This is a genomic window from Vibrio sp. T9 (genome assembly GCF_003123985.1).
GTDB classification, from domain to species: Bacteria; Pseudomonadota; Gammaproteobacteria; order Enterobacterales; family Vibrionaceae; genus Vibrio; species Vibrio diabolicus.
In genome coordinates, this window is sequence record NZ_NIGY01000003.1 from 348,336 (window position 1) to 372,184 (window position 23,849).

Below are 23,849 nucleotides of genomic sequence, written 5' to 3' on the forward strand. Positions count from 1 at the left end.
CTCCGCCTTATAAATTCTTAAGCCTTATTGGTGCTTGTATTGTGAGATTTCACAGTTACCTGTGTATCTATCAACCTTGAATGAGAACGCAGCTGAATGGTATTCCCTCCCATCACTCCAAATTGTTTCTCCGAAGATTTTACAAAGGTCCAAATCGCTGATTGAACCAAACTCTTTTACGTGCCTAACTACTGACAAAAACTTGGCTTTGGTAGCATTAGGACAGTCCCTGTTACTTAATCGATTGATAACCATGGTTGTAGCATCATCTCCAGCCAAATGTGACTTTTTATTAAATTTTATTAATGGGTAAATTAACCAAAAATTGGCCATAAGTAAAGCATTATTGTGACGTATGTCTCTATAAGTTGCCTCTCTTGGTCATGGTTTAGTCAGGTTTGTAAAGGGGAACAGTCCCATTTTTTACATATAACGTTGGGATCACTAAAAGAAGGAATTAAAGCAAGAATAACGTCCAATATTGGAGTGAAAACCCGACATCGTCTTTTCAAAACTGGCTCGATTTTTACCTCGAAACATCTTGAGCGTATTGAAGCGATCTCGCTTCTTTATCATAGAGTTGCGCTAGTGCTTGGTACTGTGAAGAAAGGCGTTTGTAATCCTCGGTAAGTTGCAAAGCGTTGGTGTTATACCACTCCGCAGTGATTTGATTGGCAGTTTCGTTTGACTCACGGCACTTTTGGGCAAGTTTCTTCCATCCATTTGCTGACCATTGAGATTGTGTGCTCAATTTAATCAACTCATTAGCTTTAGTCGTGAGTTCTTCTTTATATTGAATGGAGGCTTTTAATTGAGTTTTGAACGCATTTTGGTTCGAGCGGGCGCGCCAAAGTAACACGAGTTCATGTAGGGAAAAGGTTTGGGACAATAACTGGCGCTGCTTATGTTCGGCTAAAAGTGCATTGAATACCTCAACATGCTTATTGTAATTGGACTCTAAACGATTGAATTGGGTAAGATTGTCATTCCACGACGATGGGTTACATTGAATATTGGCGTGCCCCATAATGGGGAACAGAAGAAACAACAGTATCCAATTGAGTTTGTTGATCATTATTGCTCGCGTTAGTTGACCGACCCTTTTGAGTATATACCCAAATTTCCGCGACATGCGTGTTGCCGGTGAGATAAGAACAAAGAATGAAAAGGAAAAGTACATGAAGAAAATTCTCATCGCATTGATTGTCATACTGTTGCTCTGTGGGGCGGGTGCTGGATACTATTTCTTCTTTATGCCAAAAGATGAACCTGAGGCGCCAAAAGCTGCGCAAGTGGAGCAAGCGCCAGTGGAAGAAGGAACATCCAAACCGATTCTGGATTTAGAAACCTCCCCTCCTGAAGTGACCGAATACTATGTCATTGAGCGTCGAATCAATGTTTACAATAAGCCAAATGCTAATGCTTTGGTTGTCGATACGCTCTATAAGGGAGAAAAAGTATCGGTGTTAGAAAAAGTGGATGGTTGGTATCGAATCTCTGGTTACCTTGTTTATGAAGAGGGCGGTGAAGAAAAAGCTGAGTGGTTGAATTCCGAAGGATTATCTGATGCAGAGCCAGTTATTAAAGAACAAGAGCGTTTAGAAATACTGGATGGATATTTGCAGAAGTCGGATGATTTAAAAGTCCACTTGGACATCTTCCGCAAGAAAACCCAGCAATTGTTAGACGATGAAACCTGTGATCCGAGTGATTTTGAAGAGCTCGGTGGCTGGGTTCGTTCGGTTACTTATGACAAGCGCAATGTGTACTTCATTTATTGTGGTGGTTTGGAGCAAGAGAACAAAATCTATTTAGATGTCGATAAAGGCGATATCTTTTACCGCTAACAGAGCGCCTTTAGTGTAAAGCCTCTAGAGATTTATAACTTTTTAGTTGTGAACCATAATTAATAGGAATACTATCATCGAGTCGAGTGAAAAAACTCGACTCGTTTTGTTTTTAGTGAGTTCTTATGTCTCAGATTTGCTTGAAAAAATTGCTTTTTATGCTGCTTGCGATGGTATTGCTACCAGCGCATGTTTTTGCTGCGCAAATCGATCAGAAAGCTCATTTACCTTACTTTTCTAAGCTGCAACCATTTGTTGCGAGTATTGCTTTTGCAAATACCTCAATCGATTTTTCTGAAGTCTCAGAAGAAACGACGCAGTCTCCGATTTCTGAAAGTCACGCAAGACTCGATACGCTAGCCCTATTTAACACTCAACGTTGGGTTTCTCACTTACGTGAAGGCCTTGATGATGAGCATATTGACGTTGTTGGTGACCTAAACACGCCTTTCTATGCTGACGCAGGTTATGCCTACAGCCTGATGGATATCAATTGGCGTCAAAACCAGTACACTTTTTATCATTTCACAAGCGATCATCGCATTTCTGGTTGGAAAGAGACCAACGCAATGTACGTCGCACTCAATAGTCAATTTTCTGCCTAAACACCATCTATTTGCACCATTGTGCACTCTTAACACGACGATTGTATTCAACAGGGCGTAACCGTCCTGAGCTTTTCATACCCTGAATTTATTCTGGGGGCATCTGTCGTGTGTTAAGCCTTGTTATTAAAAGCTTCACTTCGTAGTGAAGGGATGATGTTTACATGAAAAAAACAGCAAAGCAGCAAAAGAACAGAAAGCTGATGAATCACTATTCAGCTTGGAAATATGTCGTATTAATCACGACGGTCATTATCTTAACGTTAAGCGCGATTCCGACTTGGTTCGGTGAGCAACCATCGATCCAGCTAACGTTTTCAAACCAAAACAGCAGTGAAATGTCGGTTGTTCAGTTGAATCAACTACTGAAAACCAATCACATCTCAGCAGACAAAATCATCGAAAAAGATGGCAAAACGACCATTGTATTCGATGATGAAAATGCGCAAAGCAAAGCTCGTACGTTACTAAACAATGAGCTAAATAAAGAAGACAGCATTACCTTCTCATATGTGTCTGTTGCTCCAGAGTGGCTGAATGAGATGGGGTTTAGCCCAATCAAACTCGGTCTTGACCTTCGCGGTGGGGTACAGTTCCTCTTGAATGTTGACGTAAATAAAGCATTTGAGGAGCAACGTAATGCTTTGATCGATGAGATCAAAGCAAGCCTGCGAGATCAGCGCGTGCGCGGTGTACAAACTCGCGCAGAAAGTGGTAACCGCATTGCGGTAAACAGTGAGAGTGATACCGCCCTGGCTGAAGTAAATAAATTCTTGCGTCAAAACTATCCAGGTTGGGTGGTGAAAAGCTCGTCTCGCGGTTTTGTTCTTGAGCCAAGTGAGCAGAATATTCAAGAGTTCCAATCAACGACATTGCAACAAAACTTGAAGATTATGCGTGGTCGTATTGAAGAGCTAGGCATTACGGAAGCATTAGTTCAGCGTCAGGGTAAAGACAGCATTCGTATTGAGCTCCCAGGTGTACAAGACCCAGCACAAGCGAAAAACGTTATTGGTGCCACTGCGAGTTTGGCATTCTACGAAGTGAAAGATGCAGGCCAAGCGCGAAGCGGCCAAGATCTTGTGCTGAAAGATAACGATGGCCGAACTGTTATTCTAGAGAAACGACCAGTCCTAACGGGTGAGCACATTGTTAATGCTCGTGCAGGCGTCGACAATATGGGTATGTCAGAAGTTAACATCTCGCTTGACCACGCGGGCGGTAAAAAGATGAGTGATTTCTCTGCAACGCATATTGGCAAGCCAATGGCGACGGTTTATCGCGAATACAAGACAAACGATCGTGGCGTAACAGAGCGCAGCGAGCGCGTTATCAGCGTTGCGACTATTCAATCTCAACTTGGTAGCCAATTCCGTATTACCGGCGCTGGCAGCATGGACGAAGCGCAGCAGTTAGCGCTATTACTTCGTGCGGGTTCGCTAACAGCCCCGGTTACTATCGTAGAAGAACGCACTATTGGTGCTTCTTTGGGGGCTGAAAACATTGAAAATGGTTTTGCGGCACTTGCTTTGGGTATGGGGTTAACACTGACCTTTATGGCCCTTTGGTACCGCCGCTTAGGTTGGGTGGCGAACGTGGCGCTTTGTGCCAACATGCTTTGTTTGCTTGGCTTAATTGCCTTGTTACCAGGTGCGGTGCTAACGCTTCCAGGTATTGCAGGGTTGGTGTTAACCGTTGGTATGGCAGTGGACACCAACGTTATTATCTTCGAACGTATTAAGGACAAAATGCGTGAAGGCCGCAGTTTCGCTCAAGCGATTGATCTGGGCTTTGATAGCGCGTTCTCGACCATCCTTGATGCCAACATTACTACCATGATCACCGCCGTGATTTTATACGCCATCGGTAACGGTCCAATCCAAGGCTTTGCTTTAACACTCGGATTAGGTTTGTTAACCAGTATGTTTACAGGCGTATTTGCCTCTCGAGCAATGATCAATTTAATTTGGGGCCGAGATGCCCGTCGTGATGTGAGGGTTTAATCATGGTCGAAATGCTAAAACAAAACATTCGTAAAATTCGCCACTTCACTACGCTAGTTTCTATCGTTTTGACGGTGATCGCACTTGGTGCTCTGGGCTTTAAAGGGTTGAATCTTGGCTTGGATTTCACTGGTGGTATGGTGACAGAAGTGAAAGTCGATAAGTCGTTAACCAACCACGATCTGCTGGATGCACTGCAACCAAAACTTGGTGAATCAACCTCTGTCACCCGCACAGGTGAAGATGGTCGTTGGCTTATTCGCTACTCCGCCCCAGAAGAAGGACAAACTCTGCCGAGTGTGGAAGAGGTATTAAAGCCAGTTTCACATCAAGTTGATGTCGTCAGCAACAGTATTGTTGGTGCTCAAGTTGGTCAGGATTTGTTTGACCAAGGCGGTTTAGCACTATTGATTTGTGTGCTGAGCATCCTTGGTTACTTGTGTTTCCGTTTTGAATGGCGCTTAGCGAGTGGCTCTGTATTTGCTCTGGCTCATGACGTAATTGTCGTCCTCGGCTTCTTTGCCGTTACCCAAATGGAATTCAACTTAACGGTTTTTGCTGCCGTATTGGCAATTTTAGGCTACTCATTGAATGATTCGATCATCATTTCAGATCGAATTCGTGAGCTACTGATCGCGAAACAAAGTTGGAAAATGGAAGACATCAATGACCAGGCTGTCATCGCGACGTTCTCTAGAACGATGGTGACATCAGGCACAACACTGATTACTGTTGGTGCACTATGGATTATGGGGGGAGCACCGCTAGCGGGTTTCTCAACCGCGATGTTTATTGGTGTGCTATCAGGTACATGGTCTTCCATTTCCATTGGTACCGTATTACCTGAACTGTTCAAACTAGAACCGAAGCACTACTTACCTGTCGAGATTGATACCGCGCCGTAATGCGAGGTGCTGAAGGTAAAAATTGCTTGCGCCACTCAGTTTGAGTGGCGTTTTACTTTGTGCTATTTCACACGCATCAGGCGGTGTTTGACGTGACCTAAATCGAACTCAATGATTTGAGAGCGCTTCATCGATTCAACCAGGCGCAGCATGGATGTGTGATAACCTTTCTTTTTCATCCATTGCAATGGCTCGGAAAAGCTGTCTTCGTTTACAACGTAAGATTCGCCTTTATGTTCTCCAGCATAAACGTTTACGACCCAAACCCGGGCCTGAAAATCTAATACTTCACTTATGTTTCGCGTAATTTTTCTTAGGATATTTTTCATCATTTCCAGCGTTGCTTTAGCTCAGTAATAGCCAAACACCAACCCCCATCATTAAAGTGCCCGCGATACGGTTCATCAGACGCACATTCTTTGATTGACCCAACACGCGTTTCAGTCCTTTACCACCAGTGGCATACAGAGACATACAAATGAACTCAAAAAGAAGAATGATGGAGACAAGCACGATCAGCTGTGGAGCAAGAGCCGCATTTTGATCGATAAAAGGCGGCAGTAGAGAAATCATAAATGCCCAGCCTTTTGGGTTTGCGATAGCGGTAACGAAGCCTTGCATGATGAGCGCGACGTTGCCACTTCTGGGTTTTTCTAAATTATCGACATTTATTGCTAACTTACCTCGAGATCGCCACATTTCTACACCAAGATAGAGTAAGTAGCCGCCACCAATAAACTTGAGTGCGATAAACATCCAAGGATAGTTGAGCATGATCGCTGCGATCCCTAGTACTGCCGAGACTGAAACCAGCGCGACACCGACGAGTTCACCAATCATCATCCATAATGTGCGGCGATAACCGATACTCATTCCTAGCGTTAAGGCGAGCGTCATGCACATTCCTGGTGTAATTGAGACAAAAAAGAAGGTAGGGATGAACATACTGAGCAATGCAAGATTCATGTTTGTTGATAACTAAGTGATTTGATAGAAGCCACAAAGATAGTGCAAATTGATAAAGGATACTATCCCCAAATATCCCCAAATAACCTCAAGGTGCTTAGGTTCAGCGAGAATGACTTGGCTCACAGGCACGGCAACGATTTGAAGATCTAGTGGTTCTAAATCAAAAATCGTTAACAAAGGCTGTGGGATAAGGAAACTCGCCCTGCGGAGCATGTCACTGACACGATTTCTGCATCTTGACATCATTTGGGTATAACATCAATTTACTGGGTTAAAGAATCTAGATGATTGCTTTAGGAGATGGCACCATCGAATATTGCACCGTACCGGTACTTCAATAGATAAAAAGTGATTCGATACGTTAAATGCTAGTTAATTGATGTTATTTGGATATTTAAAATAAAACTGAAATTATTTTTTAATTGCTGCGTCATAATAGTGCGAACTGCACCAAAATGAGACGTTTTCTTCTATTGTTTACATTCTAAATATACCACTTTTCATAAGCGAAACTATAAATATAAAATTAAGTTTATACTGTCTTAAATATCATTTAAGTTAGTAATTAAATGATATTACTGACAATTGCTTATATTTATATTTGAATTATTATTCTAATCGTATTTATAGAGAACAACTCTGAGCATGAGAGTGGTATCTGAAATCATGAGATGATGTAACGTCCACTGTTCGGTATGTAACCTATTGATAAATAATGCTTAAATTTATGTTTTGATAAGCTTGTGTTTAACTTTATTTTATTTAAAACAATGACTTATAAAGAGTTAACCATTTTATAACATTTCATGTTTAATGAGATCTAAATCAATCTTATGCAAATGGATTAGTTTTTTATTTGAAATGTAATATTTCTGGTTTAACTTAAAATAAAAGGCATCACAGGATTGATAGCCAAAAGAATAAATAAACACGTCAGTTGGTGATTTATTTCATCAGTGTATTTAGTTTGCTTTTTTAAATGCCGTTAAGAATGGAGTCTTCGATGAAGAAAGTCGCTTTGATCACCGGATCAAAAGGCGGAATTGGTTCTGCTATTTCCTCTCAATTAGTGAATGATGGTTACCGTGTAATCGCTACTTATTTCACAGGAAACTATGAATGTGCGTTGGAGTGGTTCAACAGTAAAGGGTTTACCAAAGATCAGGTTCGCCTTTTTGAGTTGGACGTAACAAACACTGCAGAGTGTGCAGAAAAGTTAGCGCAATTGCTTGAGGAAGAAGGGACCATTGATGTCGTTATCAACAACGCAGGTATCACACGTGATGGCGTGTTTAAAAAGATGACTGCGCAAGCTTGGAATGACGTCATTAATACCAACCTCAATAGTCTATTCAACGTTACGCAACCTCTGTTCGCTGCGATGTGCGAAAAAGGCGGTGGTCGTGTCATTAACATCTCCTCAGTCAATGGCTTAAAAGGGCAGTTTGGTCAAGCAAACTACTCGGCGGCGAAAGCTGGGATGATAGGTTTCTCTAAAGCCTTGGCGTATGAAGGTGCTCGTTCGGGTGTGACAGTAAATGTTATTGCGCCAGGTTACACTGGTACACCAATGGTTGAGCAAATGAAGCCAGAAGTATTGGAATCCATCACGAATCAAATCCCAATGAAACGCCTTGCTACACCAGAAGAAATTGCAGCATCAGTCAGCTTCTTGGTCAGCGATGCAGGAGCCTATATCACCGGTGAGACTTTGTCGGTGAATGGCGGCCTATATATGCACTAAGGAGAGAAGATGATGGAAAAAGTATTTATCGTAGCGGCGAAGCGCACTCCAATTGGTGCCTTTGGTGGCAGTCTTAAAAATACCTCTGCTGGCAACTTGGCAGCAGTAGCGATTAAAGGCGCGTTAGAAGCGGCAAAGTTGACTGGTGATAAGATTGACGAAGTCATTGTTGGCAACGTTGTCGGCGCAGGTCAAGGCATGGGAGTCGGTCGTCAGGCGGCATTGTTCGCTGGGATTCCGGACGCGGTTCCTGCGTATGGCGTAAACATGGTTTGCGGCAGTGGCATGAAAACCGTCATGGATGCGGTTTCACATATCCGTAGTGGCGATGCAGAGATTGTTGTTGCAGCAGGTGTTGAGGTCATGTCTCAGATACCGTTTGCCGCACCAAGCAGTATTCGTGATGGCAACAAAATGGGCAACCTAGAGCTGAAAGACCTGCTCGTAGCGGACGGTTTAACCGACGTTTATAACCAATATCACATGGGTGTGACGGCAGAAAACGTTGCAAAAGAAATCGGCCTAACCCGTCAACAGCAAGACGAGTATGCGCTGTCTAGCCAACAGAAAGCGGTGGCGGCAATCGAAGCGGGCAAATTCAAAGACGAAATTGTGCCCGTAGAAGTAAAGCAACGCCGTGAAACGGTGCTATTTGATACCGACGAATACCCAAAGGCTAATGCGACCATGGAAGCGTTAAGCAAGCTGCGCCCTGCTTTTGACCGTGAAGGCACTGTGACTGCGGGGAATGCATCAGGTATTAACGATGGCGCGAGTGCAATTATCGTCGCGTCTGAGAGCGCAGTTAAAGCACATGGACTCACGCCTATTGCTGAGATCGTAAGCTATGCGCAATCGGGGCTTGATCCGAAAATTATGGGTCTAGGTCCAGTGGAGTCAGTCAATAAAGCATTAGCAAAAGCGGAATTAACGGTAAACGACATTGACGTTTACGAGTTAAACGAAGCATTTGCTGCGCAAGCACTTGGCGTGATTCATCAGTTGGCGGAAACCAACCAAGTTCCCGTTAACGCGATTCAAGATAAAGCGAACTTTAATGGTGGTGCTATCGCGCTAGGTCACCCACTTGGTGCATCGGGCAACCGAATCTTAGTGACGCTTGTTCACGAGCTTCATAAGCAAAATGGTCAATATGGTGTCGCATCACTTTGTGTGGGCGGCGGCATGGGGACGGCTGTGGTTATAAAAGCAGTTAAGTAATTATTTAAACGGACATTTTTAATTCTTTCTCTAGGAGATAAACCATGTACACAGATTTCTTCAAAACCTTTAGCGATCAAACTGAAAAAAATCTAGAACCTTACTTGAAGTTCAACAAGCTAGTGACAAAAAACGTAGAAGTGTTGACTGAGCTTCAACTGAACGCAATTCGTACTTACAGCGAAGTGGGTCTGAACCAAATGAAAGCGGCATCAGAAATCAAAGACGTAACGTCATTGACTGCTTTCAACAGCCAGCAACTAAGCGTTCTTACTAAGCTTTCTCAACAAATGATGGACGACAGCAACAAGCTTCAAGCTATTGCAAAAGAGTTCAAAGAAGACGTTGAGAAAATGACTTCGGAAAATCTAAAGACTGTTACTCCAGCGTAATTTGTCCGATTCTCGCCGCCTTAGGGTCTCTAGACCCTAATTTGGGCGGCGTTGTTTTTTCCGAATATAGGAGTAAGACTATGTTTCAGCACTTCTTTTCGGACTATCTTGTACAGCTTCAACAAACCAATCAACAGTGGTGGCATGATTTCGAAGTGAACAAGGCAGTCGTGAACTCTCCTTTAAATAAGGCCATGCAAGAAGTGAACTTGGAAGACACTGCCAAACTCTTCGAACAAGCTGTAAATCAACCTGCTGCGATCTTAAAACTGCAAGCAGAATGGTGGGAACAGCAGCTACAAATTTGGCAGAATGTCGCGTTGGCAGGTAACCAAAAACAGATCATTGAAGCAGAAAAAGGGGACAAGCGTTTTTCTAATGAAGCGTGGCAAAATGAGGTGATGTATAGCTTCATTAAGCAATCCTACCTGTTATTCAGCAAGACTTATTTAGATACAATTGAGTCACTCGAAGGTTTGGATGAAAAATCTAAAGAGCGAATACTTTTCTTTTCTCGTCAAGCCATCAATGCACTTTCCCCTTCGAATTTCATCGCGACGAATCCAGAACTCTTGAAACTGACACTTGAGCAAAACGGTCAAAACCTTCTGGCTGGCTTAGAGCAGTTAAAAGAAGACGTTGAGTCCAGTGCGGACATTTTGAAAATTCGTATGACGAACAACAATGCGTTCCGCGTGGGTGATGACGTGGCGACCACTCCGGGCGATGTGGTTTTTCAAAACGAATTGTTTGAGTTGATTCAATATCGACCTCTAACAGAGAAAGTGAATGCGACGCCACTGCTCATCGTTCCGCCTTTCATTAATAAATACTACATCCTTGACTTAACAGCGAAGAACTCAATGGTTCGATGGCTGCTAGAGCAGGGACATAGCGTATTTATGATGTCTTGGCGCAACCCAGGCAAGGCACAAGCGCATGTAGAGTTTGGTGACTATGTGACAGAAGGCGTCGTCAAAGCCGTCGCCGCAATTGAAGATATAACGGGCCAAGAGCAAATCAACGCGGCTGGTTACTGTATCGGTGGTACGGTTCTGGCGAGCACGGTTGCGTACTATGCGGCAAAACGTATGAAGAAGCGTATTAAATCAGCGACTTTCTTCACCACATTGCTCGACTTTTCTCAGCCAGGCGAAGTTGGCGCGTACATCAATGACACCATTGTGAGTGCAATTGAGGCGCAAAACAACGCAAAAGGGTATATGGACGGTCGTTCATTAAGCGTCACATTCAGCTTACTGCGCGAAAACAGCTTGTACTGGAACTACTATGTCGACAACTACTTAAAGGGTAACAGCCCAGTCGATTTTGACTTGTTGTACTGGAACAGTGACAGCACCAACGTGAGTGCCGCCTCCCATAACTTCTTGCTTCGTGAGCTCTATTTAGAGAATAAGCTAGTGCAAGACAAAGGCGTCAAAATTGGTGGGGTATGGATTGACCTAAATAAGATCAAAATTCCTAGCTATTTTGTATCAACGAAAGAAGACCACATTGCGTTATGGCAGGGAACTTATCGTGGTGCCCTGAACACTGGTGGCAACAAAACGTTTGTTCTCGGTGAGTCGGGTCATATTGCGGGTATCGTAAACCCTCCAGCGAAAAATAAGTATGGTTATTGGTTGAACGATACTTTGGATGATTCGGCTGACGAGTGGTTGAATAATGCCGAGCACAAAGAGGGGTCGTGGTGGACACATTGGAATGAATGGCTACTTCAATTCAATCCAAAAGAGCAAGTTGAACCATTCCCTATTGGCTCGGAAGATCACCCAGCAATCGATGAAGCGCCAGGGCAATACGTCAAGCAGGTTCTGCCAGTAAAAGAGTCTTAAACAACTCCCTATAGCAGTAAATTTTAGCGACCTTTATGGTCGCTTTTTTTGGTCGTTACTGACTACCTTATTATACCGATTGAGTATATGTATCGGTTGAGGACATTTTGGGCCGAAAGTGACGGTGAATAAAAAAGCGCCGAGTAGATACTCAGCGCTTAGTGTCAACAAATAGGCAAGTTGACGGGTAGAGGTGCGTTACGTTACACCTCTTTATCCTTACCAAATGACAGCAGCCAGAGAGAGATTGCTGCTACTGCCACAAAGCCGGAAAGAATAATCACAGGCATGGCGCTATAGCCAAGGATATGCCAAATTACAGATTCTAAAGTACTCATGGTAAGTCTCCTTAGTGCCAGCCTTCAACGCCGCTCATGTCCGGTAGTTTGTGCGCGATGCCTTTGTGACAATCTACGCAGGTTTTCTCTCCAGAAGCTAGCGCAGTAGAGTGCTGCTCCGCTGCTCGTGAGCCTTGTTGAGAGTAATCCATGTAATCAAACTCGTGACAGTTACGACACTCAAGAGAGTCATTCTTTTTCATTCGCGCCCACTCTCGCTCAGCAAGGTGTCCTCGACGCTCTTGGAACTTCTCTGGTGTATCGATAGTACGTAGAACATAGTGAGCGAATAGCTCTTTGGATGCTTGTACTTTACGAACGATCTTATCTGTCCATTCATGAGGAACGTGACAGTCTGAGCAGATGGCACGAACACCAGAACGGTTAGAGTAGTGAATTGTTTCTTGAATTTCAGCAACGATTGGTGCGTGACAGCCAGAACAGAACTCTTCTGTGTTGGTTGCCTCCATACCTGTGTTGAATGCGCCCCAAAATAAAAGACCGCCAGCAAAACCTAAGAACAAAACCACACCAGCGGCAGCTTTACTTGGGTTCTTCAGTCTTTTCCAAAACGCTTTAAGTATTTTCATAAATAACCTCTTCGTACTCGCGTTTCAATTACTGAAGCGAATCAACTGCCTCGAACTTGTTTTCAACTAGTGGCTTAGCATTAGTTTGTGGCACGTGGCATTGCAAACAGAAGTAACGACGAGGAGACATATCCGCCAATACAGCATCTTCTCGGTTTACATAGTGCGTTACGCTAATTTTAGTCGCGCCTGACTCTTTTGCATTTTTCCAGCTGTGGCACGCAAGACACTTGTTAGCATTTAACGACACTTCGTAGTGACGGATGCTGTGTGGGATCAACGGTGGTTGATAAACAAAGCTATCTTCAACAATCTGATCTTTAGGGAAGTCTTTGAACTCATCTGCTGGGCGTGTGTCTTCCAATTGAGACATTCCACGTAGAGACTCTAGACCGCCAATACCACCTGGATTATCTAACTCAGCTTGCGCAATGCCTGTCACTAAAGCACCTACAGATAAAAGTGCGACAAGTAATTTTTTCATCATTTCATCTCCGCCTTTATGGCTTAAATTCTTTATTAGGCCGCCATAGTGACGGCCGTAGCATTCGGTATCTGAAGGTTAAGCAATCTTAGTGATTTTGACTGGACACTTCTTAAAGTCTGTCTGTTTAGACAGTGGGTCAGTCGCATCTAGGATGAGCTTATTAATCAAAATACGTGCATCAAAGAACGGTACGAATACCAAACCTTTTGGCGGACGGTTACGACCGCGAGTTTCAACACGAACGCGTACTTCGCCGCGTTTGTTTGCCATGAGTACTTCTTCACCACGACGAACGTTACGCGCTTTTGCGTCTTCAGGGTGCATGTAACACACTGCGTCTGGTACTGCTTTGTATAGCTCAGGTACACGACGAGTCATGGTGCCTGTGTGCCAATGTTCAAGAACACGACCAGTACATAGCCACATATCAAACTCATCGTTTGGCACTTCTGGTGGCGCTTCATATGGTGCAGAGATAATCTTCGCTTTGCCGTCAGCATTGCCGTAGAAGTCCCAACCAGAACCTTCTTTTGCGTATGGATCAGAACCTTCTTTAAAGCGCCATTGTGTTTCCTTACCATCAACAACTGGCCAACGTAGACCACGCACTTCATGGTAACGGTCGTATGGTGCTAAATCATGCCCGTGACCGCGGCCAAACGTTGCGTATTCCTCAAACAGACCTTTTTGAACATAGAAACCGAAGTGGTGGGCATCGTCATTCAATTCGCGAGCTTCTTCGATAGGGAACTTGTCGACATTACCATTGCGGTATAGTACGTCGTACATGGTTTTACCACGGTACTGAGGCGCTTTCGCTAGTAGCTCTTCAGGCCACACTTCTTCCATTTTGAAGCGTTTCGAGAACTCCATTAGCTGCCATAGGTCAGATTTTGCCTGACCGACCGTGCCCACTTGTTGGTACCAAGCTTGGGTACGACGCTCTGCGTTACCGTAAGCACCTTCTTTTTCAATCCACATTGCGGTAGGAAGAATAAGGTCTGCTGCTTGTGCTGTTGCTGTCGGGTATGGGTCAGACACAACGATGAAGTTTTCAGGGTTGCGGTAACCTGGAAGACGTTCAGTGTTGATGTTTGGACCCGCTTGCATGTTGTTGTTACATTGAACCCAGTAACAGTTCAGAACGCCGTCATTCAGCATACGGTCTTGTAATACGGCGTGGAAGCCAGGTTTTGGTGGAATCGTACCTTCTGGCAGTTTCCAGATCTCTTCTGCAATCTTACGGTGTTTCGGGTTAGCAACCACCATGTCCGCAGGTAGGCGGTGAGCAAACGTACCAACCTCACGAGCGGTACCACATGCTGATGGTTGACCCGTTAGTGAGAATGGGCTGTTGCCCGGAGTCGAGATTTTACCTGTTAGTAGGTGGATGTTGTAAACCAAGTTATTCATCCACACGCCACGAGTATGTTGGTTCATACCCATTGTCCAAAGTGACATTACTTTCGTATTTGGATTGGCGTATTGCTTCGCAAGCTCGATAAGCTTCTCTTTTTCAACACCAGAGATTTCAGAGGCTTTCTCAGCTGTGTAAGGTGCAACAGACTTTTTGTACTCTTCGAAAGAGATAGACGTTAGCTTGCCTGAGTTAGGATTCTTCGCTGCTTTTTGTAGCGGATCATCGTCACGTAGGCCGTAACCGATGTCGGTATCTGCTTGAGTGAAGTTAGTGTGCTTGTTTACGAAGTCCCAGTTTACCGCATCGTTTTCGATGATGTAGTTCGCGATGAAGTTAGCAATCGCTAGGTCAGACTGTGGATTAAAAATGTAGCCGTGATCTGCCAACTCAAATGAACGGTGGTAGTAAGTAGAAAGCACGTTCACTTTAACGTGAGGGTGACTTAGGCGACGGTCAGTAATACGAGTCCATAGAACAGGGTGCATCTCTGCCATGTTCGAGCCCCATAGAACGAATGCGTCTGCGTTCTCAAAGTCATCGTAACAACCCATCGGCTCATCGATACCGAATGCGCGCATAAAGCCAACTACAGCAGAAGCCATACAGTGACGCGCGTTTGGATCAATGTTGTTTGAACGGAAGCCCGCTTTCATTAGCTTTGACGCAGCGTAGCCTTCCATTACTGTCCATTGGCCTGAGCCAAACATACCTACGCTTGTTGGACCTTTTTTCTCGAGGGAAGCTTTCCATTTCTCAGCCATGATGTCGAAAGCGTCATCCCAAGAGATAGGTGTAAATTCACCGTCTTTGTGGAATTTGCCATCTTTCATTCTCAGCATCGGCTGAGTCAGACGGTCTTGACCGTACATGATCTTAGAAAGAAAGTAGCCTTTGATACAGTTTAGGCCTTTGTTTACTGGTGCTTCTGGGTCACCCTGTGTTGCTACCACTTTGCCATTTTGAGTACCAACAAGAACAGAACAGCCTGTACCACAGAAACGACAAGGTGCTTTGTCCCATGTGATTTTGGTTTGATCAGAGCTTGCAATCAGGTTGGCTGCAGATGCTGGTAGTGTCACACCTGCGACAGCAGCAGCTGATGCAGCCGCGTTTGCTTTCACAAACGCACGTCTTGTCATTTTCATACTTCACCCTCGATTTGGGAATGTTGTGTTCCAGTGTCTTCTTCATCCGTTTCTTCAAGCCCAGTTTCGATTTGGTGATAAACCAATACCGTGCTCAAGACATTCGGTAAATTGTTAATGGCATCGATAGTGTCTGTGATAAAACCTTGGTTCTCGGTTTCAAGCACGACGATAATCTTGCCTTCTGGACTGTCACCATAGATTTCCGCATTTTCATGTGCTTCGATCTGTTGTTTGATTTCGTCCAGATGTTCCGGCAGTACATGTACTACCAAACTTGAAATATGCACTTCATTTAGTGACATATAGCTCTCTCATTTATTGCCTTTGGCCGACGACATACGGCTTAGGCTGTTATATTGCTCACATTGATGGATGAAGTCGGGCACACTGAAACACAGGCGCCGCAGCCGTTACACTCATCAAGGTCTAAATTGGGTTGTGCTACTTTCCCCAGCTCTAATTTGAACTGAATTGCCATTGGGTCGCACATATCCCCACAGCTTCGGCATTCGACATTTTGTTTTGCTAAGCAGCTATCGTTGATGCTTGCTTTCGCTTGCCAAGGTTGCTCTGTTTTTGGCAAGAAAAGGGGCTCAGGACAGGCGTCTGCACACTGATAACAAAATGTGCATTCATCAATAGAAAAATCGACCGAAGGGAATCCGCCATCACTTTTAGTTATAATCTTTGTTTCGCAGGCCTCAATGCATTTACCGCAGCGAGTGCAATCGTCCGTAAACTGTTCTGGCTTGGTTAACCAAGGCAAACGTACGGCGTTGTCGGGGTGCGCTTTTCTTGCAAAGAGTCTTCTTCTGGAAAGGTCTACCACTTAGTCACCTCGAAACTTGGAACCCAAACTAAGCATAGTCCACAATTTTCATTAATAAACTGTCATTTAAACTAACGAAATTGTAGTTTTTGACATATTTGTATAAATACCTCTTAGGAGGTAAATGGGATGCAATATTGTTTTGGATCAATAAATTCCGTCGCAGGTGATCACATATTGATAAAGTTGAAAGGTAATGGGTTCATTGCACGTACAAATAGGGTTGTTAATGGGCGAGGAACTCAGATTGTTTAAAAATGTGAAAAAGTCAGTGACGCGCACGATTGCGTCCGCGATGCTTCTTATTTTGCTGCTTTCAGTTGCTACGACTGGTTTTGCAATTTTTACGTTAGCGTCAAGCTTGAATGATGCAGAAGCCGTCAATGTTGCTGGCTCAATGCGAATGCAAAGTTATCGTTTGGCACATGATATTCAGATTAAATCTGTTGATTACTCTTCACATATTGACGCATTTGAACATTCGATATACTCACCTTCCATGAAAGCACTCCAGCATTGGTCAGTGCCAGAAGACATTACTCATGATTACTACCGTCTTATTATGAGATGGCATGAGCTCAAGTCGGTGTTGAGAGGAGACAACCCGGCGGAGTACCAACTCCTAGTGGCTGGTTTTGTAAAGCAGATCGATGAGTTTGTATTTAAGCTGCAAAGCTTTTCGGAGCAAAAGCTGATTAACTTAGCTTGGATTGGCGGGTTAGGGTTAGGCGGTATCCTTTGTGTCAGTATGTTTGTTGTCCATTTTGTGCGCCTCGAAGTTGTACGGCCTTTGCGTGCTTTAGTTTTTGCTAGCGAGCAAATTAAGAATCGCTCATTTAATATATCGCTTGATGTATCCAGCGATAATGAAATGGGGATCCTGACTCGAACCTTTAATCGGATGGCGACGGACCTTGGTAAGTTATACCGAGGGCTAGAACAAGCGGTTGATGAAAAAACGCGTAAATTACAGCATGCGAATCAGTCTTTAGAAGTATTGTATGACTCGTCGAAAGAGTTAACGGCTTCGCGTATTAATCAGGATAACTTCCAAGCCATATTGCAACATATTGCAAGTCTTGAAGGCATTAAAGCGGTCAAACTTGAAATAGAGCAATTGGGAGAACCGAGTTGGATATTGATGGAAGGGGAAGAGGGTTGCCACGACTGTGATGAAGATTGCCATAGTAAGGCTCTAACGTTAGACGGTGAGCACTTAGGCTATTTGTATTGGAAGGCCGGGTTACCTTGTCCGAATGAGGCACTGATTGACAACTTTGTGCAGATTTTATCGCGTGCCGTGTATTACAATCGAGCCCAACGCCAAGCAGAACAAATCCTACTGATGGAAGAGCGAGCCACCATTGCTCGGGAACTGCATGATTCATTAGCTCAAGCACTCTCTTATTTAAAAATTCAGGTCGCTTTATTAAAGAGAAGCGTAAAGAATTTGCCTGATGAAAAAGCGATAGCTCAGGCGAATCAAGTCATTGCCGAGTTGGATACGGGCTTATCTGCTGCTTATACCCAACTACGCGAATTACTGACGACGTTTCGTCTTACGATTAAAGAGGGCAGTTTTGGCCAAGCATTGCAAGATATGGTCGAAACGCTCAACGAACAAACCGTCGCTGACATTACGTTAAAAAATAGACTTTCTTCAACTGAACTGGATGCACACCAGCAGGTTCATTTACTACAGTTGATAAGAGAAGCGGCAATTAATGCCATCAAGCATGCGCAAGCAGATAATATTCACATTCAATGTCTTGATAATGATGGAAAAGTCACAGTAACCGTTACCGATGATGGAATAGGCTTTGAACATCAAGACGAAAAATTAAATCATTACGGTATGAGTATCATGCAAGAGCGAGCCGCTAGGCTGCATGCCGATCTTCACATTGAAGCATCGATAAACAAAGGCTGTACCGTAAAACTAGAATTCCAACATAGTAAGGAAGTAAACAGTGACAGTGTGTAAAGTAATGCTGGTGGATGATCATCCACTCATGCGACGAGGTATTCACCAACTTTTAAGCTTTGAGCCTGAGTTTGAAGTCGTTGCAGAAGCAAGTAATGGCGCAGATGCGGTAGCGAAAGCGCATGAGCTGGAACTGGATCTTGTACTTCTTGATCTCAATATGAAAGGCATGTCAGGCCTCGATACCTTACAAGCGCTACGTGCTGATGGTTGTGAAGCTCGAATTGTTATCTTAACCGTATCGGATAGTCCTGCTGACATAGAAGCAATAGTTCGAAGTGGCGCAGATGGCTATTTATTGAAAGATACTGAGCCTGATGAGCTGGTTGAGTTGCTAAAACAAGCGCATCAAGGTGACAAAGCTTACAGCCAAGAAGTTTCTAAGTATTTGAGTGAGCGTTCAGGACAAGAGGACGTTTTTGATACACTGACGGATCGCGAAACGCAGATCTTAAGAGAGGTGGCAAGAGGTTTCCGCAACAAGCAGATTGCCGATCGTCTTTTTATTTCTGAATCAACGGTTAAAGTTCATATGAAGAGTTTACTTAAAAAGCTTCAAGTTCCTTCTCGTACTGCGGCAACCGTTCTTTATCTTGAGCGCTTTGGCGACATCAAATAATACAGTTGAAGATTAATACAAAATAATCAATGGAATCAATTGTTTATCGTAGTTTTAATAATAAAAAAACCGCCTTAAAAGGCGGTTTTTTTATTTATCTGGGCGAATAGAGTACAAGTCACTGTTGTGCTTACCGCACTCTAAATAGTACTGATAAGCCACTTTTTTGCTTTCAGCAATGACTCTCATGCAGTGCATTTTCCCCTGTTCAAAATATCGAATCTCATATTCTACACTGGTATCAAGTTGCTCAGCGGCTGCCATACTTCGCCTCCATAAACCATCCAAAAAACATCCATGCAAATTATATGCCGTTATAAGTAGCGTCGTTCGGTGTATTTTTTAGCCGATAATTGCGCTCTAACTCACTTTTTTGCGGATAGCTGTGATCAAAAAGTTAATTTCAAACTCTATATATTATTAAGGTGGCAATCAATATTTGTCACACTGGTGTAAGTTTGCCGCAATATTAAGTGATACAAGTTGAGTATAGAACTTAATCAATAGAAAAGGGAATACGAATAAGTGACTAAATTACAGGGTGTATCTAATAAGGTGCTTGGTTATGGCCTTCTATTTTGTTTCGTATTTCTTCTTGCCGGATGTACGAAGAAGTTTCTATACAGCAATATCGATTGGTTCGTTATCGATTACATAGAGGATTATGTTTCTCTGCAAGGTGAACAAGAAGTCTTGGTCGAAGAACGCTTATTATTGTTAGCAGAATGGCATAAGAAAGAAGAGTTACCGTTATATATCGATCATTTAAAAGAGCTTGAGAGATTAAAAGCGAGCGATATAACCCTAAATTATTTGCAGGAAAATCGAGATAGAATGCGAGCGCATTACGATAGAGTGGTAAGTAAAGCGGCACCAGACCTTTTTGCTTTGAGTTTACAGTTAACGAAAGATCAAGAACGGGAATTTCTGAGTAATGTACAAGAGCATTATCAAGAGCGAAACGCAAAATATGCGGATAAAACGGAAGATGAAATACGTGAAATTATTCTAGATAACACAGAAGAATGGATGGAAGAGTGGTTGGGAAGCCTATCAGAAAGTCAGCGCCAATTAGCTCAAACGTTTTCTCAACAAGTCACTCTTAACAGTCCTTTATGGAGAGGTTATCGAGCTACGATATATCAAGAGCTCGAATATCTGTTCGACAACAAGTCCAATGCTGTCACTTATCAGGATATATTTATGCGCCTGTTGTTCGAGCCAGAGAGCTATTACAGTGAGCAGCTTTCTAAAAATATTGATTCTAACTTTGTGCTGGTCGATCAACTGACATTAGATATTTCTCAATCTATGACCGATAAACAATGGCTTCATTTTCGCGGTAAGGTAAAAGAGTGGCGAGTACTAGCTGAGGAATTATTAGATTAGATTCATGCTTCAATTGACGAGGGGATGTGCAGTAGCCTTTCTTATGAAAAAATGATTCAAAGCAAATTCTTATTGAGCTAAGAGCGTAACATAGTTTGAGGTTTGATGAGGTAAGGTCAGCTTACTGATGGTTGATAAAGCCTCATCGTATAAAAACAATGAGAATAAATATGAAACATTTAGTTGAAAGATTTCTTCGCTACGTCACGTTCGATACCCAATCAAATCCACATGTTACGCTTTGCCCAAGCTCGCCTGGTCAGCTTGTGTTTGCTGAGTTGCTTAAGAAAGAGATGATCGAACTTGGCTTAAGTGATGTGACATTAGATAAAAATGGCTACTTGATGGCTAGACTGCCAGCTAACGTTGATTATGAGGTGCCGCCTATCGGCTTTATTGCCCATATGGATACCGCGCCTGACGCCTCAGGAAAAAACGTAAAACCGCAATTTATTGAAGATTACCAAGGCGGCGATATCGCGCTAGGGTTGGGGGATGAAGTGTTATCTCCGGTGCAATACCCAGATTTACATCATCTACATGGCCACAATCTTATCACCACCGATGGCACTACATTACTTGGCGCGGATAACAAAGCTGGTATTGCTGAGATTCTCTCTGCAGTCGCGCTGTTACTAGAAAATCCAGACATTCCACACGGCGACATTTGTATCGGCTTTACACCAGATGAAGAGATTGGCCGGGGCGCAGATTTATTTGATGTTGAAAAGTTTGGCGCGAAATGGGCATACACTATTGATGGTGGCCCGCAAGGTGAACTGGAATACGAAAATTTTAATGCGGCAAACGCCGATGTGATTTTTCATGGTGTCAGCGTTCACCCTGGTACTGCAAAAGGTAAAATGGTTAATGCGATGAACTTGGCTGCGAAATTTCAGGTTCAAATGCCTCAAGATCAAACTCCCGAAACAACAGAAGGCTACGAAGGGTTCTTCCATTTAAAATCGGCAGAAATGGGTGTGGCGCGAAGCGAACTTGGTTACATTATCCGAGACTTTGATCGTCAGGGTCTTGAAGAGCGAAAAGCCTTTATGCAGAAACTCGTTGATGACATGAACGCGGGCTTACGCCATGGTTCTGTAGAACTGAAAATAACAGACAGCTATTACAATATGAGAGAAATGGTTGAGCCTTACCCGCATATCATTGAGTTAGCGAAGCAAGCGATGGAAGCGTGTGATGTTGAACCGATTATAAAACCTATTCGTGGTGGTACAGATGGCGCACGTTTATCTTTTATGGGGTTGCCGTGCCCGAATATCTTCACTGGTGGTTTTAACTTCCATGGGATTCATGAGTTTATTTCGGTTGAAATGATGGAGAAGTCAGTGCTTGTCATCGTCAAAATTGCTGAACTCACCGCGAAAAAACACGGTTAACAGACTAGGTCGAGCGGTTCTTGTCGATTGAATGGGGGAAAATAGCCCAGAGTCATCTGGGCTATTTTTAAATTCAAAAACGAAACATTAACGTACGTCTTTGTCTTCAATTTCAATGTCTTCTAGTGGTAGCCAGTCGACTTTCACACCCGCTTGATCGAACATGTCTTGGCTGACTTGGATTTTATCTCCCCAGCGAGATAGAAAGTCTTCAGATTGCTCAGGGCAGTGCACGTGTGAGATCCCTGTTTGAATGATCTTTGCCGCGCAGTTAGGACATGGAAAATGCGTCACCCAAATATCACATCCGTCTAAATCACGTTTTGAGAACAAAATTGCGTTCTCTTCCGCGTGTAGTGTTTTAAGGTATTTCAACTCGCGTTCATCGGTATCGACACTGTCAGAAACACCGTGCGGGTAGCCATTAAATCCAACAGATACAATGCGATTCTGTTTAGTGATAACTGCACCGACTTGTGTTGATGGGTCCTTACTCCAAGACGCCACTAGTTCTGCCATCTGGTAAAAGCGTTTTGCCCATTTAGAAATCATAGTCATCCTCTCTGTCGAAGGCGTTGAATTAATTGAATGATAACCCATTTATATTAAAAAAATAGTCAAAATAGGGGTCTTGAGTATGAAGGCGTCATTTTTTGTCTTTTTAACCATAAAACGTTCTTATCTTGAGCGCCGAATCTCACTTCCGTCTTTATACGATATCTTAATTCGCGTTTCCTAGCGCCTCTAAATGCACGATGCCTGAGAGTGTATATCAAATAGTTATGATTGAGCTGTTTGTATATTGTTCATTAAATATCACTGTTAACTAAATTACTTTATTTTCTTTTTGTTTCTCATGTTTACATTTAGAAACATTTTGGGGGCTTTTGAGTGAAGTTTTCAGTAGCAGCAAGGAGTAAGGTTGATGGGAATTCAACAATATCCTGTTCTATAAAGACGGTAAATACATGCAAAAGAAACCACTTGTCGTACTAATGGCGGCTACAGCAATCCTCGCTGGATGCGGGGAAGCTAATAATGCCCAAAGGGAAGGCCAAGCGCCTCTCGTAGTGACTCAGGATGTCACGGTTATCGACTACCAACCGAGCAAGTCTTATATCGGTCGCATTGAAGCAGTAGAAGATACCAATATTACCGCGCAGATTTCTGGCTATTTAAAAGCTCGTCACTTTGAAGAGGGGCAAATGGTAGAAAAAGGACAGCTTCTTTATTCTATCGAGCCATCTTCTTTTGAAGCACAAGTCGCGAGCGCTAAAGCGGCACTTGCACAAGCAAAAGCCGCGCTAAAAAAAGCGGAACTAGACCACACCCGAGGTAAAAACTTGTTGCCTCGCGGTAGTATCTCTCAATCTGAGTTTGACGCCTTAACTGCGGCACTTCTTGGTGCGAAAGCAGAGCTAGAAGCAGCAAATGCTCAGCTTAAGCTTGCTGAAGTTAACCTTTCTTATACTCAAATCCGAGCTCCGTTCAGCGGTCGCATTAGCGATACCAAAGTGAGTACTGGTGATCTTGTTTCCCCTTCATCTGGCGTGCTGACGACATTGGTGAGCTTAGACCCAGTGCATACTTCATTTAGTGTGAGTGAGCGCGAGCGTTTAGCCATGGGGATGGATCAAGTCAAAGGCGACGGCTCAGCAGAATCAAACAGAGTTGAAGTTCAGCTTGAGCTGGAAAATGGTCAGTTTTTTGAGCATCTCGGTAAGCTCGATTTCTTAGGTAATCGTATTGATACCAAAACTGGTACGATTGCAATGCGTGCGCTAGTGCCAAACCCAGAGCAGAAGTTACTTCCGGGTCAGCACATCAAAGTGAACTTGAGAGATAAGAACACGAAAGACGTTATTGCTATCCCACGACGTGCCGTACAGACTGACTTAGAAGGTGACTTTGTGATGGTGATGGCTGAGGGAAGTGTGGCAGAGCGTCGTAACGTCGAGCTTGGACCTCAGGTTGAACAAGGCATTATCATTCGAGAAGGCCTCGATCAGGAAGATACGGTTATTACACAGGGCCTACAGCGTGTGCGTAATGGTGTAGAAGTGCGCATTCAAACACCTGCTGAAGATAAGCAGTAGGGGGCAC

General features: G+C 43.6%; 25 protein-coding genes. 13 read left to right on the plus strand and 12 right to left on the minus strand.

What is annotated here, in order from left to right; genetic code table 11:
• Positions 1–24 precede the first annotated feature (24 nt).
• The gene (locus tag CBX98_RS26815) at positions 25–255 is read right to left on the minus strand and encodes a hypothetical protein (protein ID WP_031780651.1); all 231 of its coding nucleotides are present in this window, start codon (positions 253–255) and stop codon (positions 25–27) included.
• Between the two features lie 271 nt (positions 256–526).
• Positions 527–1,075, minus strand: a complete 549-nt coding sequence (locus CBX98_RS08465) for an ATPase (protein ID WP_065646236.1) — start codon at positions 1,073–1,075, stop codon at positions 527–529.
• Positions 1,076–1,178: 103 nt separating this feature from the next.
• Here CBX98_RS08465 and CBX98_RS08470 point away from each other — a divergent pair, with 103 nt between their 5' ends.
• From CBX98_RS08470 to secF, 4 genes are all read left to right on the plus strand, one after another.
• Complete coding sequence (locus tag CBX98_RS08470; RefSeq protein WP_109168969.1) at positions 1,179–1,847, plus strand: SH3 domain-containing protein; 669 nt, start codon at positions 1,179–1,181, stop codon at positions 1,845–1,847.
• Positions 1,848–1,972: 125 nt separating this feature from the next.
• Positions 1,973–2,452, plus strand: a complete 480-nt coding sequence (locus CBX98_RS08475) for a hypothetical protein (RefSeq protein WP_109168970.1) — start codon at positions 1,973–1,975, stop codon at positions 2,450–2,452.
• A 164-nt stretch (positions 2,453–2,616) separates the two neighbouring features.
• Positions 2,617–4,455, plus strand: a complete 1,839-nt coding sequence (gene secD / locus CBX98_RS08480) for a protein translocase subunit SecD (RefSeq protein WP_109168971.1) — start codon at positions 2,617–2,619, stop codon at positions 4,453–4,455.
• Between the two features lie 2 nt (positions 4,456–4,457).
• A complete protein-coding gene (gene secF, locus CBX98_RS08485; RefSeq protein ID WP_005397711.1) occupies positions 4,458–5,360 on the plus strand; it encodes a protein translocase subunit SecF in 903 nt (300 codons plus the stop codon).
• Positions 5,361–5,422: 62 nt separating this feature from the next.
• Here secF and CBX98_RS08490 read toward each other — a convergent pair whose 3' ends face one another.
• Positions 5,423–5,689, minus strand: a complete 267-nt coding sequence (locus CBX98_RS08490; RefSeq protein WP_012842361.1) for a hypothetical protein — start codon at positions 5,687–5,689, stop codon at positions 5,423–5,425.
• Between the two features lie 16 nt (positions 5,690–5,705).
• Positions 5,706–6,326, minus strand: coding sequence for a LysE family translocator (locus CBX98_RS08495; RefSeq protein WP_048624835.1), 621 nt, complete (start codon positions 6,324–6,326; stop codon positions 5,706–5,708).
• A gap of 1,006 nt (positions 6,327–7,332) precedes the next feature.
• Here CBX98_RS08495 and CBX98_RS08505 point away from each other — a divergent pair.
• The 4 genes from CBX98_RS08505 (at position 7,333) to phaC (ending at position 11,542) form a co-directional block, all read left to right on the plus strand.
• Entirely contained in the window at positions 7,333–8,073 is a 741-nt protein-coding gene (locus CBX98_RS08505; protein WP_046875888.1) for an SDR family oxidoreductase, read from the plus strand.
• A gap of 12 nt (positions 8,074–8,085) precedes the next feature.
• Positions 8,086–9,294, plus strand: coding sequence for an acetyl-CoA C-acetyltransferase (locus tag CBX98_RS08510; protein WP_109169008.1), 1,209 nt, complete (start codon positions 8,086–8,088; stop codon positions 9,292–9,294).
• 44 nt (positions 9,295–9,338) lie between these two features.
• Entirely contained in the window at positions 9,339–9,686 is a 348-nt protein-coding gene (locus CBX98_RS08515; protein ID WP_005398278.1) for a phasin family protein, read from the plus strand.
• 80 nt (positions 9,687–9,766) lie between these two features.
• A complete protein-coding gene (phaC, locus tag CBX98_RS08520; protein WP_006741150.1) occupies positions 9,767–11,542 on the plus strand; it encodes a class I poly(R)-hydroxyalkanoic acid synthase in 1,776 nt (591 codons plus the stop codon).
• Between the two features lie 203 nt (positions 11,543–11,745).
• On the opposite strand, the gene CBX98_RS08525 is transcribed toward phaC, so the two are convergent.
• The 6 genes from CBX98_RS08525 to napF form a co-directional block, all read right to left on the minus strand.
• Positions 11,746–11,880 (minus strand): TIGR02808 family protein, encoded by a 135-nt coding sequence (locus CBX98_RS08525; protein WP_005373546.1) that lies wholly within the window; start codon positions 11,878–11,880, stop codon positions 11,746–11,748.
• Positions 11,881–11,891: 11 nt separating this feature from the next.
• Positions 11,892–12,470, minus strand: coding sequence for a NapC/NirT family cytochrome c (locus CBX98_RS08530; RefSeq protein WP_005398274.1), 579 nt, complete (start codon positions 12,468–12,470; stop codon positions 11,892–11,894).
• Between the two features lie 28 nt (positions 12,471–12,498).
• Entirely contained in the window at positions 12,499–12,954 is a 456-nt protein-coding gene (locus tag CBX98_RS08535; protein WP_031780699.1) for a nitrate reductase cytochrome c-type subunit, read from the minus strand.
• Positions 12,955–13,032: 78 nt separating this feature from the next.
• Complete coding sequence (napA, locus tag CBX98_RS08540) at positions 13,033–15,522, minus strand: periplasmic nitrate reductase subunit alpha (RefSeq protein WP_085343900.1); 2,490 nt, start codon at positions 15,520–15,522, stop codon at positions 13,033–13,035.
• The gene (locus CBX98_RS08545) at positions 15,519–15,827 is read right to left on the minus strand and encodes a chaperone NapD (RefSeq protein ID WP_005398456.1); all 309 of its coding nucleotides are present in this window, start codon (positions 15,825–15,827) and stop codon (positions 15,519–15,521) included. The genes napA and CBX98_RS08545 overlap by 4 nt, the downstream gene beginning before the upstream one ends.
• Before the next feature lie 41 nt (positions 15,828–15,868).
• On the minus strand, positions 15,869–16,354 hold the full coding sequence (gene napF / locus CBX98_RS08550) for a ferredoxin-type protein NapF (RefSeq protein WP_005398455.1): 486 nt from the start codon (positions 16,352–16,354) through the stop codon (positions 15,869–15,871).
• 247 nt (positions 16,355–16,601) lie between these two features.
• On the opposite strand from napF, the gene narQ reads away from it, so the two are divergent.
• Positions 16,602–18,338 carry a nitrate/nitrite two-component system sensor histidine kinase NarQ gene (gene narQ, locus CBX98_RS08555; RefSeq protein ID WP_109168972.1) on the plus strand — a complete coding sequence of 579 codons (1,737 nt, stop codon included), beginning with the start codon at positions 16,602–16,604 and terminating at the stop codon, positions 18,336–18,338.
• The gene (locus tag CBX98_RS08560; RefSeq protein ID WP_005398453.1) at positions 18,325–18,957 is read left to right on the plus strand and encodes a response regulator; all 633 of its coding nucleotides are present in this window, start codon (positions 18,325–18,327) and stop codon (positions 18,955–18,957) included. Before narQ ends, CBX98_RS08560 begins: the two co-directional genes overlap by 14 nt.
• Positions 18,958–19,047: 90 nt before the next feature.
• On the opposite strand, the gene CBX98_RS08565 is transcribed toward CBX98_RS08560, so the two are convergent.
• Complete coding sequence (locus CBX98_RS08565) at positions 19,048–19,221, minus strand: hypothetical protein (protein WP_005373524.1); 174 nt, start codon at positions 19,219–19,221, stop codon at positions 19,048–19,050.
• A gap of 261 nt (positions 19,222–19,482) precedes the next feature.
• On the opposite strand from CBX98_RS08565, the gene CBX98_RS08570 reads away from it, so the two are divergent.
• Together CBX98_RS08570 and pepT are read left to right on the plus strand one after the other, a co-directional pair.
• The gene (locus CBX98_RS08570) at positions 19,483–20,346 is read left to right on the plus strand and encodes a DUF6279 family lipoprotein (protein WP_109168973.1); all 864 of its coding nucleotides are present in this window, start codon (positions 19,483–19,485) and stop codon (positions 20,344–20,346) included.
• A gap of 170 nt (positions 20,347–20,516) precedes the next feature.
• Complete coding sequence (gene pepT, locus CBX98_RS08575) at positions 20,517–21,746, plus strand: peptidase T (RefSeq protein WP_047008127.1); 1,230 nt, start codon at positions 20,517–20,519, stop codon at positions 21,744–21,746.
• A gap of 87 nt (positions 21,747–21,833) precedes the next feature.
• Here the strand turns inward: pepT and CBX98_RS08580 are convergent, their stop codons facing one another.
• Positions 21,834–22,298, minus strand: coding sequence for a cytidine/deoxycytidylate deaminase family protein (locus CBX98_RS08580; protein WP_005373515.1), 465 nt, complete (start codon positions 22,296–22,298; stop codon positions 21,834–21,836).
• Between the two features lie 416 nt (positions 22,299–22,714).
• Between CBX98_RS08580 and vmeY the strand changes: the two genes are divergently transcribed.
• A complete protein-coding gene (gene vmeY, locus CBX98_RS08585) occupies positions 22,715–23,842 on the plus strand; it encodes a multidrug efflux RND transporter periplasmic adaptor subunit VmeY (protein WP_109168974.1) in 1,128 nt (375 codons plus the stop codon).
• The last annotated feature ends 7 nt before the right edge of the window (positions 23,843–23,849 follow it).